This is a genomic window from Streptomyces sp. NPDC049627 (assembly GCF_044465645.1).
Taxonomy (GTDB): Bacteria; Actinomycetota; Actinomycetes; order Streptomycetales; family Streptomycetaceae; genus Streptomyces.
On record NZ_JBITLW010000007.1, the window covers coordinates 410308 to 424077 of the forward strand.

General features: G+C 72.0%; 12 protein-coding genes. 5 read left to right on the top strand and 7 right to left on the bottom strand.

The features are described 5' to 3' along the window. Positions 1-121: 121 nt before the first annotated feature. From ACIBU0_RS21500 to ACIBU0_RS21515, 4 genes are all read right to left on the bottom strand, one after another. Positions 122-1072 carry an AAA family ATPase gene (locus tag ACIBU0_RS21500; protein ID WP_398820587.1) on the bottom strand — a complete coding sequence of 317 codons (951 nt, stop codon included), beginning with the start codon at positions 1070-1072 and terminating at the stop codon, positions 122-124. Continuing rightward, complete coding sequence (locus ACIBU0_RS21505) at positions 1069-3222, bottom strand: trypsin-like peptidase domain-containing protein (protein WP_398820590.1); 2154 nt, start codon at positions 3220-3222, stop codon at positions 1069-1071. The genes ACIBU0_RS21500 and ACIBU0_RS21505 overlap by 4 nt, the downstream gene beginning before the upstream one ends. A 2-nt stretch (positions 3223-3224) precedes the next feature. Continuing rightward, the gene (locus ACIBU0_RS21510; RefSeq protein ID WP_398820593.1) at positions 3225-3611 is read right to left on the bottom strand and encodes a CU044_2847 family protein; all 387 of its coding nucleotides are present in this window, start codon (positions 3609-3611) and stop codon (positions 3225-3227) included. 65 nt (positions 3612-3676) lie between these two features. After that, on the bottom strand, positions 3677-4585 hold the full coding sequence (locus ACIBU0_RS21515; RefSeq protein WP_398820596.1) for a GNAT family N-acetyltransferase: 909 nt from the start codon (positions 4583-4585) through the stop codon (positions 3677-3679). A 204-nt stretch (positions 4586-4789) separates the two neighbouring features. On the opposite strand from ACIBU0_RS21515, the gene ACIBU0_RS21520 reads away from it, so the two are divergent. From ACIBU0_RS21520 to ACIBU0_RS21540, 5 genes are all read left to right on the top strand, one after another. Beyond that, a complete protein-coding gene (locus tag ACIBU0_RS21520) occupies positions 4790-6316 on the top strand; it encodes an aldehyde dehydrogenase family protein (protein ID WP_398820599.1) in 1527 nt (508 codons plus the stop codon). Between the two features lie 63 nt (positions 6317-6379). Next, positions 6380-7909 carry a GMC family oxidoreductase gene (locus ACIBU0_RS21525; RefSeq protein WP_398820602.1) on the top strand — a complete coding sequence of 510 codons (1530 nt, stop codon included), beginning with the start codon at positions 6380-6382 and terminating at the stop codon, positions 7907-7909. 80 nt (positions 7910-7989) lie between these two features. Continuing rightward, complete coding sequence (locus ACIBU0_RS21530) at positions 7990-9051, top strand: glycine betaine/L-proline ABC transporter ATP-binding protein (protein WP_398820844.1); 1062 nt, start codon at positions 7990-7992, stop codon at positions 9049-9051. Beyond that, positions 9051-10997 (top strand): ABC transporter permease, encoded by a 1947-nt coding sequence (locus tag ACIBU0_RS21535; RefSeq protein WP_398820604.1) that lies wholly within the window; start codon positions 9051-9053, stop codon positions 10995-10997. Before ACIBU0_RS21530 ends, ACIBU0_RS21535 begins: the two co-directional genes overlap by 1 nt. Before the next feature lies 1 nt (position 10998). Beyond that, entirely contained in the window at positions 10999-11964 is a 966-nt protein-coding gene (locus ACIBU0_RS21540) for an ABC transporter substrate-binding protein (RefSeq protein ID WP_398820607.1), read from the top strand. Between the two features lie 3 nt (positions 11965-11967). Here the strand turns inward: ACIBU0_RS21540 and ACIBU0_RS21545 are convergent, their stop codons facing one another. The 3 genes from ACIBU0_RS21545 to ACIBU0_RS21555 form a co-directional block, all read right to left on the bottom strand. Next, positions 11968-12720 (bottom strand): isocitrate lyase/phosphoenolpyruvate mutase family protein, encoded by a 753-nt coding sequence (locus ACIBU0_RS21545; protein ID WP_398820610.1) that lies wholly within the window; start codon positions 12718-12720, stop codon positions 11968-11970. Positions 12721-12796: 76 nt separating this feature from the next. Then, positions 12797-13243 carry a carboxymuconolactone decarboxylase family protein gene (locus ACIBU0_RS21550; protein ID WP_398820613.1) on the bottom strand — a complete coding sequence of 149 codons (447 nt, stop codon included), beginning with the start codon at positions 13241-13243 and terminating at the stop codon, positions 12797-12799. Beyond that, on the bottom strand, positions 13240-13746 hold the full coding sequence (locus ACIBU0_RS21555; RefSeq protein ID WP_398820616.1) for a carboxymuconolactone decarboxylase family protein: 507 nt from the start codon (positions 13744-13746) through the stop codon (positions 13240-13242). The genes ACIBU0_RS21550 and ACIBU0_RS21555 overlap by 4 nt, the downstream gene beginning before the upstream one ends. Positions 13747-13770: the final 24 nt, after the last annotated feature.

The window sequence follows — 13770 nt, forward strand, 5'->3', positions numbered from 1 at the left end:
GGAGACCGCGATCGCGGCGGAGCCGCGCATGCCACAGCCCCGCACCCCTGCACGGCGCAGTGCCCCCGCCCCGGGGGCGACCCTTCGGGGCCGCGCACCACCCCCACCACCCCCATCGCCGTCACAACGCCCCGGTCAGCTGGTGCAACACGGCGTCCAGCAAGCCCTCCGCGTCCAGGTCCACCCCGCCGTTGCGCAGGAACACCGCGTTGAGGAGCTGGTCCGTGGCCAGCTCGCCCGGGGCGCGGCGGCGCAGGAAGGCCTCGATCAGGTCGTCCGCGTCGCGCAGGGCCTCCTCGCCCAGGTGGGCGGTGACGATGGCGCGCAGGCGGGCCTCGTCGGGGACCGGGAGGGCGAGGCGGACGCAGCGGCGCAGGAAGGCCGGCGGGAACTCGCGTTCGCCGTTGCTCGTGATGACGACGACCGGGAACTCGGCGCACTGCACCCGTCCCTGGTGGACCATCACCGTGCCGCGGTGGTCGGCGGTCTGGACCTCCACGTCGGCCATGTCCTCGGGGAGGCGGGTCAGTTCGGGGATGTCGAAGTAGCCCTCCTCGAAGACGGTGAGCAGGTCGTTGGGCAGGTCGACGTCGCCCTTGTCCATCTCGTCGATGAGCAGCGCCCTCGGGGCCGCCGACGGGACGAGCGCCGTGCCCAGGGGGCCCAGCCTGATGAAGGTGCCGATCGACGGCTCGCGTTCGCCCCGGTCGCGGCTCAGCGTCGTCTCCCGCAGGCGGCCGATCGCGTCGTACTGGTAGAGCGCCTCCCGTACCGTCGACCGGCTGTTGATGGACCAGCGCAGCAGCTCGCCCAGCCGCAGCTCGTGCGCGATCGCCCGGGCGAGCGACGACTTGCCGGTGCCGGCCGGTCCGGTCACCAGCAGCGGGCGGCGCAGATGCAGGGCGGCGTTGACGACGTCGGCGTGCTCCGGCTGGATCAGATACGGCAGTTCGGGGCGGACGGACGGGGTCGGGGTGAACCGGCGCCACGGCGGCGCCGAGGGCAGGGTGACGGCGCGCGGGACGCCGTCGCCGCGGAAGAGGCGCCAGTCGGCCTCGGGAGCGGAGGTCATGCGCTCTCCTGTGGTTCGCTCAGGTGCAGTCGGGGCACGGTACGGTCGGCGTCGGCCCAGGCGAGGACCGGGCGGCCGGGGAACTCGGGGGCGCGGGTGCCCCGGGCGTTGGCCCGGTAGACCCGTACCCCGTCGGGCAGTTCACGGGTGGCGACGTCCGCCATGTGCTTGGTGACATGCGAGGGCGTGTCCCGGCCGCGGTCCCACACCACCACCGGTATGCCCACGGCGAGACAGATCTGAACGATGGCTTTGCGCGGCTCCGGCGGCACGTCGACGGAGACGCGGACCGTGTCGAGCCGTCCCATCAGCTCGTAGTAGATCTGGTTCGGGTCCTGCGCCGGATCCGAGACGACGAGCGTCTCGCCGGAGTCGAGCTGTCTCCACCGCTCTCGCCAGTCGGGAAGAAAACGCTCGTGCCGGCGCAGGAGTTCCGGACAGTGCACGACCAGCGGGAACTCCACGCCGAGCACCCCCGGCACGACCTCGCCGGGTACCTGGGCCGCCCATTCGTCGACCGGCAGGTTGAGATCGTCGCGGTCCACCAGCACCTCCACCAGCGGCCGCCCGCCGTCCTCGGCGGAGGGCGTGAGGGACTCCAGGACGCGCAGCAGTTCGCGGGCCGCCTGGGACGCCGTGTGGGAGGCGGTGCTGTCCGTCGACACCTGCCGGGGCCCGCTGCCCTCGTCGCACCAGATGCGCAGCCGGTGCCGCCCCCGCCCGGCTCGCGCCACCTGGACCAGGACCCGCTTGCGCGGGGCGCGGCCGCGGAGCATGCGGGCCCAGTCCTGGGCGTCCGAGCGCCGCTCCCGCAGGGCCGCCTCCGGGATGCCGAGCCGCACCCGCACACCGTCCGACCACAGCCGGAGCTCCGCCTGCCGGGGCGCCGGGCACAGCACGGCGACGTACTCGACGACCCGCAGCAGGGCCGGGACCCGGGGCTCGCCGTCGTCGGAGTGGCCGTCCCCGGACAGCTCCTCCAGTCGGTCCAGCAGGACGTCCAGGGTGTCCCCGTCGGTCGGGACGGCCACCCGTTTGGCGGCCTCGCGCACCGCCTCGGGGATCCGCTCCAGCACCGGCCGGTCCACCTTGCGCAGCAGCTGGTGCAGTCGCTGGCGTTCGCGGGGTGAGAGCAGCAGCGGGGTCCGGGAGAGCCGGCCGGCGACCAGCACGCGGTTGGTGGCCGCCGGGTTCCTGGGCCGCAGGATCTCGGTGAAGGCCGCCAGGGCGCGAGGATGGCGGAGCAGAAAGGCCGCGAACTCCTCGATGGGGGGAGGACTGACGGGGCTGCCCTGCCCGACGTCGCACGCGAGTGCCAGCTGGCGGGCGGTGTCGCCGAGGGAGTACGGCGACGGCAGGGCGTTGCGGACCGCGCTCACGAGCATGCCGAAGGCGGGTTCGTCCGGGCCGGTGTCCTCGGTGTCCTCGGCGTCCTCGGTGAGGAGTACGCCGAGGGGACGCAGCTCGGCCTCGATCCGCTGCCAGGGGATGCCCCAGCTGCGCCGGATCATGTGCTGGGGGCTGTGCGGCAGCGGGGCCCCGCCGGCATCGCAGGGCGGCATGAAGTGCGCGGCCACGAGTCCTACGACGGCTCCGTCCTCCTCGGACCACAGCGGACCGCCGCTGTAGCCGGGGCCGACCGCCATGCCCGTGCCCTTGCCGTCGAGATAGCCGATCGGGCCGTCGAGAGCGGCGACCCGCAGATCGGCGAAGGTCGCGCTGTACCCGCTGCCGTGCCAGGCGCGCACCTTCTGACCGGGCACCATGGCCGTACGGCGGTCGGGCGCGGGGACCCTGCCGGGCGGCGTCTCGATCCGCAGCACCGCCAGATCGCCGAGCCACTCCCCGTCGCCGTCGCGCACGGCTCCTCCGTCGCGGGCCCGCGGTCCGACCCAGTGCGCCACGCGCGCGGGGTACCGCTCGGTCTTCCGGTTCAGCTCGACGAACAGCTCGTCGAGACCGGGCGGCCGGGACTCGAACATGGGTCTGCCCAGGGCGTCGTTGACGACGTGCGCGCACGTCAGCACCGTGTCGACGCCGAGTACGACCGCCGCGCCCGCCGTCTTGCCGTCGGCAGCCCGGCACACGGTCGCCACACAGGGGCCGGCGTCGTCGCCGGGCACGGCCTGGACCTGCTTGAACCACCCCACGGTCACTCCGCGCCGGGCGACGGCTTCCAACTGGCGGTGACGGTGAGGTGCGCCTGCCCGTTGCCGCCGACGATCCCGAGCTTGAGGTCCTGCCCGACCTGCACGCCGAAGGTCACGCTGAGTTCGCTCGGCGGATTCGGTGCGGCCGAGGCCGCGTCGTGCACCTCCTGCAGCAGCGGCCCGAGCGGCTTGAGCGCGCTGCGCAGAGCGCCGGTCGCGAGACGGGCGACGGTCCGGCTCCCGCCCGTGGCGACGGGGACGGCCCGCCCCATGCCCTCGGGGAGGTCGTCGTCCCGTGCGGGGGGTGGTTCGGGGGCCGCCGCCGGGGGAGTGAGCAGGAACCTCACCGGCGTACCGTCGTCGAGCTCTGATTCCAGGTAGGTGGACACGACAACATTGTGGCGTAACTTCCGTGGCCGGAAGGAGAGTTCAGAACGGCGACCGGCGGATCCGGCTATGTGGTACGGGTCTGCGGCAGCCGCTTCTCGAACCAGTGGCCGCCGTACACGTCGTCGTTGTAGGCCGGGATCTCGGTGTACCCGCACGCCCGGTACATCGCCTGCGCCTCGGTGAGCACGGCGTGGGTGTCGAGGCGTACCACGGCCAAGTGCCGTGCGGCGGCCTCCTGTTCGAGGGCGGCCAGCAGGCGGCGGGCGAGGCCGAGGCGGCGGGCTTCGGGGTGCACCCAGACATGGCGGATCTCGCCGACGCCGGGTTCCAGGCGCCGCAGCGCCCCGCAGCCCACGGGACGGCCCTCCTCGCGGGCGACGAAGAAGGCGCCGGCGTCGCCGGACACCTCCTCCGGCCGGACCAGCCAGGCCCTGTCGTACCCCTCGGGGAACCGCTCGTCGATGTCGGCCGCGTACACGTCCAGGCAGGCCCGGGCGTCCGGCGCGGCGCCGTCGACCAGGTCGACGGTGATGCCCGCGAGGCGCAGGAGGCGCTGTGCGGTGGCCATCGCCTCGGTCAGTTCGGTGCGCTGCGGAGCGCTGAGGCCTTCGAGCAGCCCGGCGACGACCGCGCCCGCCCGCCGGTTCTGCTCCTTCAGCTCCACCCGCCCGGCCGGGGTCAGTTCGATCATCCGCAGCCGGTTGTCCTGCGGGTGCGCACTCAGCCGGACCATGCCCTGGGACTCCAGCGCCTTCGCCATCCGGCTCAGGTATCCGGCGTCCAGCCCGAGCCGGCTCCTGAGCTCCCGCAGGGACGCGCCGGCCGGGAACTCGGAGATCTCGAAGAGCAGCCGTGCCTCGCCGAGCGGGCGGTCCTGGCCGAGGTAGTGGTCGTCCAGTACGCCGATGCGGCGTGTGAAGTAACGGTTGAAGCGGCGGAAGGCCGTCACGTGCTCCGTCGGTACTGGCTCCATATTTCTTTGACTTTAGTCAAAAAACCTTGCCGCCGTCTACGGATTCCTTTTTTATCCATTTTGTCCTTATGTTCAGTGACCCGGCGCACTTTCGGTCACGGATCGCGCATGCATCCGGAGGCGGGGGGCAGGCGCACTCGGTCCCCGTGTGTGACACCTGTGTGACGCAGGGGCTCTGAACAGGAACGGAAGGCAACACCGATCATGGCGGAAAGTACGGAACTCACGGCGCGCAGCACCATCCACGTGGGAGGGGAGTGGCGTGCGGCCGGCTCCGGCGCGACGCGCGAGATCCTCGACCCCGCGGACGCGGCGCCGTTCGCCGTGGTCGCGGAGGGTGACGAGAAGGACACCGACCTGGCGGTCGCGGCCGCCCACCGTGCCTTCGACGGAGGCCAGGGCGAGTGGCCGCGCACGCCCGTCGCCGAGCGTGCCGCCCTGCTGCGCCGCGTCGCCGACCTGCTCGTGCGCGACCGCGAGAAGCTCGGCCTGCTGGAGAGCCGCGACGCCGGCAAGACCGTCGAAGAGGGCCGGGTCGACATCGACTGCGTCGCCGACGCCTTCCGCTACTTCGCCGAGCTCGTCGCCGCCGAGGCCCCGGGCCGGGTCGTCGACGCCGGCTCGGCCGACATCCACAGTGTCGTCGTCCATGAGCCGGTCGGCGTGTGCGCGCTGATCACGCCCTGGAACTACCCCCTCCTCCAGGCCAGTTGGAAGATCGCGCCCGCCCTCGCCGCCGGGAACACCTTCGTGGTCAAGCCGAGCGAGATCACGCCGATGACGACCATCGCGCTCATCGAGCTGCTGGTCGAGGCCGGGCTGCCCGCCGGGGTCGCGGGCATCGTCACCGGCCCCGGCCACTCCGTCGGCGCCCGCCTCGCCGAGCACCCCGACGTCGACCTGGTCTCCTTCACCGGCGGACTGATCAGCGGCACCAAGGTGGCCCAGGCCGCGGCGCCCACCGTCAAGAAGGTCGCCCTCGAACTCGGCGGCAAGAACCCCAACGTCGTCTTCGCCGACGCCTGCGCCACCGACGAGGCCTTCGACACCGCCGTCGACCAGGCCCTCAACGCCGCCTTCATCCACAGCGGCCAGGTCTGCTCGGCGGGCGCCCGCCTCATCGTCGAGGAGTCCGTCAGGGACCGCTTCGTGGCCGAACTCGCCCGCCGGGCCCAGAAGATCCGCCTCGGCCGCGGCACCGCCGACGGCGTCGAGTGCGGCCCGCTCGTCTCCGAGCAGCAGCGCGCCAAGGTCGAGGGGTACGTCGACTCCGCGCTCAAGGAGGGCGCGGTGCTGCGCTCCGGCGGCAAGCGCCCCGAGCCGTCGGCCGAGCGGCCCGCGAACGGCTACTTCTACGAGCCGACCGTCCTCGACCACTGCCACCGCGAGATGAGGGTCGTACGCGAGGAGGTCTTCGGGCCCGTCCTCACCGTCGAGACCTTCCGCACCGAGGACGAGGCCGTCGCCCTCGCCAACGACACCGAGTACGGCCTCGCCGGCGCCGTCTGGACCGCCGACGCCGGCCGGGCCCGGCGCGTCGCGGGCCGCCTGCGCCACGGCACCGTCTGGATCAACGACTTCCACCCCTACCTCCCGCAGGCGGAGTGGGGCGGCTTCGGCAAGAGCGGAGTGGGCCGCGAACTCGGCCCCGCCGGACTCGCCGAGTACCGCGAGACCAAGCACGTCTACCAGAACCTCGCGCCCAAGCCGGTGCGCTGGTTCGCGGGCTGACCCCTACCCCCACCCCCCCACCCCGGTCAGCCCTGATCAACCCCCCCCTTGGAGTACCACCCCATGCCCGAGAAGACCCACGAGTACGACTACGTCGTGATAGGCGGCGGCACCGCAGGATCCGTCATCGCCTCCCGCCTCACCGAGAACCCCGACGTCACCGTCGCCGTCATCGAGGGCGGCCCCAGCGACGTCGGCCGCGACGACGTCCTCACCCTGCGCCGGTGGATGGGCCTGCTCGGCGGCGAGCTGGACTACGACTACCCGACCACCGAGCAGCCCCGCGGCAACTCCCACATCCGGCACAGCCGCGCCCGCGTCCTCGGCGGCTGCTCCTCGCACAACACCCTCATCTCCTTCAAGCCGCTCCCGTCCGACTGGGACGAGTGGGAGGAGGCCGGCGCCAAGGGCTGGGGCGCGGTGCCGATGGAGGCGTACTACGCCCGGCTGAAGAACAACATCGTCTCCGTCGACGAGAAGGACCGCAACGCCATCGCCCGCGACTTCGTGGACGCCGCCCAGAGCGCGCTCGGTGTCCCGCGCGTCGAGGGCTTCAACAAGCAGCCCTTCACCGAGGGCGTCGGCTTCTTCGACCTCGCCTACCACCCCGAGAACAACAAGCGCTCGTCGGCGTCGGTGGCGTATCTGCACCCTGTGATGGACGAGCGCGAGAACCTCACCATCCTGCTGGAGACCTGGGCGTACAAGCTGGAGCTCGACGGCACCCGCGCCGAGGGCGTCCACGTGCGCGCCAAGGACGGCGAGGAACTGCTGATACGGGCCCGGCGCGAGGTCGTCCTGTGCGCGGGCGCCGTCGACTCGCCCCGCCTGCTGCTGCACTCCGGGATCGGCCCGAAGGCGGACCTTGAGGCGCTCGGCATACCCGTGGCGCTCGACCTGCCGGGCGTCGGCGAGAACCTGCTCGACCACCCCGAGTCGGTGATCGTCTGGGAGACCAACGGCCCCATCCCCGACAACTCCGCGATGGACTCGGATGCCGGGCTGTTCGTGCGGCGCGACCCCGAACACCAGGGCCCCGACCTGATGTTCCACTTCTACCAGATCCCCTTCACGGACAACCCGGAGCGACTGGGCTACGAGCGGCCGGAGTTCGGGGTGTCGATGACCCCGAACATCCCCAAGCCGAAGAGCCGCGGCCGGCTGTACCTGACCAGCGCCGACCCGTCGGTGAAGCCCGCCCTCGACTTCCGCTACTTCACGGACGAGGACGACTACGACGGGCGGACCCTGGTCGACGGGATAAAGATCGCCCGCGAGATCGCCAAGGCCGAGCCGCTCGCCGGTTGGCTCAAGCGCGAGGTGTGCCCCGGCCCGGACGTCACGGGCGACGAGGAGATCGGCGAGTACGCCCGCAAGGTCGCGCACACCGTGTACCACCCGGCCGGCACCTGCCGTATGGGCGCCGCCGACGACGAACTGGCCGTGGTGGACCCGCAGTTGCGGATCCGCGGACTGGATGGAATCCGAATCGCCGACGCCTCCGTGTTCCCGACGATGACCGCAGTGAACCCGATGATCGGGGTGCTCATGGTCGGGGAGAGGGCGGCGGACCTGATGGGAGGTGAGGCGTGATGAGTACGACCCCTGAGACGACGCCCGAGACCACGACATCCGAGACCACGACACCCGAGAACACGACGACGGAGAACACGATGCCCGAGACCCGCAAGCCGCCGACCGCGGCGCCGGTCTTCTCCGTCGAGGGCCTGTGGAAGGTCTTCGGCCCGAAGGCGCACCGCGTCCCCGCCGACCCGGAGCTGGCCGCGCTCGCCCCCGCCGAGCTGCGCACGCGCACCGGCTGCACGGCGGCGGTCCGGGACGTCTCCTTCGACGTCCGCAAGGGCGAGGTCTTCGTCGTCATGGGCCTGTCCGGCTCCGGCAAGTCCACGCTGGTGCGCTGTCTGACCCGGCTGATCGAGCCCACCTCCGGCACGATCGCCATCGACGGCGAGGACGTCCGCGCCATGGACAAGACCCGCCTGCGCGAGCTGCGCCGCCACCGCGCCGCGATGGTCTTCCAGCACTTCGGCCTGCTGCCGCACCGCACGGTCCTCGACAACGTGGCCTACGGCCTGGAGATCCAGGGCGTCGGCAAGGCACAGCGCCGCGAGCGGGCCGCCGAGGTCGTCGCCAAGGTCGGCCTGGAGGGCATGGAGCACCGCAGGCCCGGCCAGCTGTCCGGCGGTCAGCGTCAGCGCGTGGGCCTCGCTCGGGCGCTGGCCGTGGACCCCGAGGTCCTGCTCTTCGACGAGCCCTTCAGCGCGCTCGACCCGCTGATCCGGCGCGACATGCAGGAGGAGGTCGTCCGCCTGCACCGCGAGGAGGGCCGCACGATGGTCTTCATCACCCACGACCTCAGCGAGGCCCTGAAGCTCGGCGACCGCATCGCCCTGATGCGCGACGGCGCCGTCGTCCAGCTCGGCACCCCGGAGGAGATCGTCGGCTCCCCGGCCGACGACTACGTCCGCGAGTTCGTCCGCGACGTCCCGCGCGAACAGGTCATGACCGTCCGTACGGCGATGAGGACCGCGTCGGCGAGCGAGCAGGGCAACGGCCCGGCGGTCGCGCCGGACGCGACGGTGTCCGAGGCGATCGAGGCGGTGGCACGGGCGGGCGCTCCCGCACGCGTCGTCGACGAGGGCCGGTGCGTCGGGGTGGTGGACTCCGAGGCGCTGCTCGAGGTGGTGGCCGGGACCGCCAAGGAGGCGGTCTGATGGCAACGATCACCGCACCGACTCCCCGCACGCTCCCCGGCATCCTGAGAAACCGCGCTGTCGCCAAGCTCGCCCTGCTGGCCCTCGCCGCCGCGGTCCTCGTGCCGCTGGCCAACGCCCGCTGGGCGAGCGGCAGCTGGCCGGACGCACTGACCGTCGACCTCACCGACCCCCTCACCAGGACCAGCACCTGGATCATCGACAACCGGGACAGCCACCCCCTGTTCCTGTACTTCTTCGGCCACATCAGCAACGCGGTCGTCGTCTCCGTACGCGCCGTCTACCTGGTGCTGCTCGCCGCCGGCTGGGCCGGCGTCACCGCCGCCGCGGCCCTGATCGCCTGGCGCGTCGCGGGCCTGCGGCTCGCCGCCGGTACCGGTGTCGCGTTCCTGGCGTGCGGGTTCCTCGGCATGTGGATCCCGACCATGCAGACCCTCGCGCTGATGGTCGTCGCGGTCCTCGCCTCGGTCGTCGTCGGCGCGCTGCTGGGCCTCGCCGCCGGCCTGTCCGACCGCATGGACCGGGCCCTGCGCCCCCTCCTGGACACCATGCAGGTGCTCCCGGCGTACGCCTACCTGCTCCCCGTCGTCCTGGTCTTCGGCATGGGCGTTCCCGCTGCCGTCCTGGCCACCGTCGTCTACGCCGCCCCGCCGATGGCCCGCCTCACCGCCCTCGGCCTGCGCGGCGCCGACAAGGAGGTGCTGGAGGCGGTCGAGTCGCTCGGCACCACCGCGCGGCAGCGCCTGCTGACCGCCCGTATCCCGCTGGCCCGCAAGGAACTCCTCCTCGGCCTCAACCAGACGATCATGATGGCGCTGTCGATGGCGGTCATCGCGTCGGTCATCGGCGCGGGCGGCCTCGGTGACCGCGTCTACCAGGCGCTGGCCTCGGTCGACGTCGGCGCGGCACTCGCCGCCGGCATCCCGATCGTGCTGCTGGCCGTCGTCCTGGACCGGGTGACCGGCGCGGCGGGCGAGGGGCTCGGTGACGAGCCGCAGCCGAACGGCCGGGCGCGCTGGGTGTACGCCCTCGTGGCCGCCGTCGCCGTAGCCGTCGCCGGACGTCTCACCGGCCGCCTCGACTGGCCCGACGCCTGGACCCTGAACATCGCCGAGCCGGTCAACCGCGCCGTCGACTGGATGACCGACCACCTCTACTCCGGCGTCCCCGTCATCGGCGGCACCGCCGACTGGGCGGCCCACTTCACGACCTGGATCCTCGACCCCGTGCGGGACGGCCTGCAGTGGCTGCCCTGGTGGTCGGTCCTGCTGATCGTCGCCGCCCTGGCCTGGCTGATCGGCACCTGGCGCACCGCGCTGACCGCCGTCCTCGCCATGGCCGCGATCGGCGTCCTCGGTGTGTGGGGCCCGTCGCTCGACACCCTGTCCCAGGTCCTGGCGGCCGTCGCCGTCACCCTGGTCCTCGGCTTCGCGACCGGCATCGCGGCCGCCCGCAGCGACCGCTTCGAGCGGCTGCTGCGCCCCGTCCTTGACGTCTTCCAGACGATGCCGCAGTTCGTGTACCTGATCCCGGTCGTCGCGCTGTTCGGCGTGGGCCGCGCCCCCGCGGTCGCCGCGGCCGTCGTCTACGCCCTGCCCGCCGTCGTCCGCATCACCACCCAGGGCCTGCGCCAGGTCGACGCGGCCGCCCTGGAGTCGGCCCGCTCGCTCGGCGCGACCCCCGCCCAGCAGCTGCGCCAGGTCCAGCTCCCGCTGGCCCGCCCGGCGCTGCTGCTCGCCGTCAACCAGGGCGTCGTCCTGGTCCTCGCCGTCGTCATCATCGGCGGCCTGGTCGGCGGTGGCGCGCTCGGCTACGACGTCGTCTTCGGCCTCGCCCAGGGCGACCTGGCGACCGGTCTGGTGGCCGGCGCGGCGATCGTCTGCCTGGGCCTGATGCTGGACCGGGTGACCCAGCCCACCGAGCGCCGCGCGAAGAAGGGAGCGTGACATGCGACTTCGCACCACGACCGCCGCGGTGGCCGGTGTCTCCTCGCTGTCGCTGCTGTTGCTGACCGGCTGCGGCGCCGCCGACATGACCAAGCAGGCCTCGCCCTTCGCCAACGCCCAGGGCGCCAAGTCCGTGACCCTGTCCGTGCAGTCCTGGGTCGGCGCGCAGTCCAACGTGGCCGTCGCCCAGTACCTGCTGGAGCACGAGCTCGGCTACCGCGTCGACACCGTGCAGATCGACGAGGTGCCCGCCTGGGACGCGCTCAGCCAGGGCCGCGTCGACGCGATCATGGAGGACTGGGGCCACCCCGACGAGGAGCAGCTCTACGTCAAGGACAAGAAGACGATCGTGCCCGGCGGCGACCTCGGGGTCACCGGGCACATCGGCTGGTACGTCCCGACGTACTTCGCCAAGCAGCACCCGGACGTCACGAACTGGAAGAACCTCAACAAGTACGCGGATCAGATGCGCACCGCCGAGAGCGGCGGCAAGGGCCAGCTGATGGACGGCTCGCCGTCCTACGTCACCAACGACAAGGCGCTGGTGAACAACCTGGACCTGGACTACCAGGTGGTGTTCGCCGGTTCGGAGGCCGCGCAGATCACGCAGATCAGGCAGTTCGCCAAGGAGAAGAAGCCCTTCCTGACGTACTGGTACGAGCCGCAGTGGCTGTTCAAGAAGGTCCCGATGACCGAGGTGAAGCTGCCGGCGTACAAGGAGGGCTGCGACGCGGACCCGGAGAAGGTCGCCTGCGCCTATCCGCACACCCCGCTGCAGAAGTACCTCAACGCGGACTTCGCGAAGGACGGCGGCAAGGCGGCGGCCCTGCTGAAGAAGTTCAAGTGGACGACCGAGGACCAGAACGAGGTCTCCTTGATGATCGCCGACCAGAAGCTGTCGCCCGAGGAGGCGGCGAAGAAGTGGGTGGACAGCCACGAGTCCACATGGAAGGCGTGGCTGTCCTGACGGTCACTTCGTGAGGTCGGCCGCGATGTCCCGCAGCGCCTGAGCGGCACTGCGCTGGAATCCCGGCCCGAACGTGATCCGGGTGGCCCCGAGTTCACCGAGTTCGGTGGGCGAGGGGCCGTCCCCGGTCACCGTGCCGTGCACATTGATCGGCCCCTGGATCCCGGACCGCAGCAGCGGCAGTACGTCGGTGGGGGCGCCGATCGGATACACGCAGTCGGCGCCCGCGGCGACGTACAGCGCGGCCCGCTCGATGGCCCGTTCGGCGGCCTGCTTGGGGTCGGCGGCACCGGGCGGGCGGATGAAGGTGTCGATGCGGGCGTTGACGAACAGCCGGTCGGCGGCGGCCGCCCGCACCTCGGCCAGCCAGTCGGCGTGCCGGTGCGGGTCCTGGAGGACGCCGTGCTCGGAGTCCTCCAGGTTGCAGCCCACGGCCCCCGCCTCCAGCAGCCGCTCCACCAGCTCCTTCGGCGCCAGCCCGTACCCGCCCTCGATGTCCGCCGACACCGGCACGTCCACGGCCCGGGTGATCCGGGCGACGGCCGCGAACATCTCGTCGGCCGGGGTCCGCCCGTCCTCGTGACCGAGGGAGGCGGCGACTCCGGCGCTGGGCGTCGCGAGCGCCGGGAAGCCGGCCTCGACGAAGACCCGGGCACTGGCCGCGTCCCAGGGTCCGGGCAGGACCAGCGGGTCACCGGGCGAGCGTCGGCGGTGCAGGGCGCGGAACGTGTCGGCCTTGGTGATGGTCGTGCTCATGGTGTGTGACCCCCGTCGCTGTTCATGGCGGGTAACCCCCGCGTGCTGTTCATGGCGTGTGTCCCCCGGGTGCTGTTCATGGCGTGTGTCTCCCGGGCGGGATGCGTCGGCCGACCATCACCCGGTTCCAGTTGTTGATGGCGACGATCAGGCCGAGGAGATGGGCGAGCTCGACGTCGTCGAAGTGCGCGGCGGCCTTCTCGTACACCTCGTCCGGCACGAAGCCGTCCGTCAGGACCGTCACGGCCTCCGTCAGCTCCAGCGCGGCCCGCTCCCGCTCGTCGAAGACGTCCCCGGCCTCCTCCCAGGCGGCCAGCAGATCCAGCTGCTTCTCGCTCACGCCGTCCTTGCGGGCGATGGCGAGATGCATGTCGAGGCAGAAGGCGCAGTGGTTGATCTGCGAGGCGCGGATCACCACGAGCTCGGCCAGCGCGGGATCGCCCAGGCCCTTCTTCGCGGCGGCGCTGACGGCGGACATGGCCCGCCCGACCGCCGGGTCGAGGAGCCGGGTGCGGACCGTCACTTGTGCTGTCCCGGCTGGTAGTGGCCCGGTGTCATACGGCAGGCCACCCCGAACCGGTTCCACGCGTTGATCACCGTGATCGCGGCGATCAGCTGCGCCAGTTCGGCCTCCTCGAAGTGCTTGGCGGCCTTCTCGTACACCCCGTCCGGCACGAAGCCGTCCGTCAGGACCGTCACGGCCTCCGTCAGCTCCAGCGCCGCGAGCTCCTGCTCGGTGTAGAAGTGCCGCGACTCCTCCCAGGCGCCGAGCTGGATGATCCGCTCGACGCTCTCGCCCGCGGCGAGGGCGTCCTTGGTGTGCATGTCGAGGCAGAAGGCGCAGTGGTTGATCTGGGAGGCGCGGATCTTCACCAGCTCGTACAGCGTCGGGTCCAGCCCCTGCTTGGCGGCCGTGTCGAGCCGGATCATCGCCTTGTAGACGTCGGGGGCCAGCTTGGCCCACGCCAGACGGGGGGTGAGTTCGGCGGCGTACTCCACGGGCGTCTCGTGGTTCGTCGTGGTCATGTCCTCGACCCTAGGAGCCGGGTA

Coding starts and splice junctions, on each gene's coding strand:
- ACIBU0_RS21520 (WP_398820599.1), top strand. CDS start 4,790: ATGGCGGAAAGTACGGAACTCACGGCGCGCAGCACCATCCACGTGGGA.
- ACIBU0_RS21525 (WP_398820602.1), top strand. CDS start 6,380: ATGCCCGAGAAGACCCACGAGTACGACTACGTCGTGATAGGCGGCGGC.
- ACIBU0_RS21500 (WP_398820587.1), bottom strand. CDS start 1,072: ATGACCTCCGCTCCCGAGGCCGACTGGCGCCTCTTCCGCGGCGACGGC.
- ACIBU0_RS21515 (WP_398820596.1), bottom strand. CDS start 4,585: ATGGAGCCAGTACCGACGGAGCACGTGACGGCCTTCCGCCGCTTCAAC.
- ACIBU0_RS21555 (WP_398820616.1), bottom strand. CDS start 13,746: ATGACCACGACGAACCACGAGACGCCCGTGGAGTACGCCGCCGAACTC.
- ACIBU0_RS21530 (WP_398820844.1), top strand. CDS start 7,990: ATGCCCGAGACCCGCAAGCCGCCGACCGCGGCGCCGGTCTTCTCCGTC.
- ACIBU0_RS21540 (WP_398820607.1), top strand. CDS start 10,999: ATGCGACTTCGCACCACGACCGCCGCGGTGGCCGGTGTCTCCTCGCTG.
- ACIBU0_RS21545 (WP_398820610.1), bottom strand. CDS start 12,720: ATGAGCACGACCATCACCAAGGCCGACACGTTCCGCGCCCTGCACCGC.
- ACIBU0_RS21535 (WP_398820604.1), top strand. CDS start 9,051: ATGGCAACGATCACCGCACCGACTCCCCGCACGCTCCCCGGCATCCTG.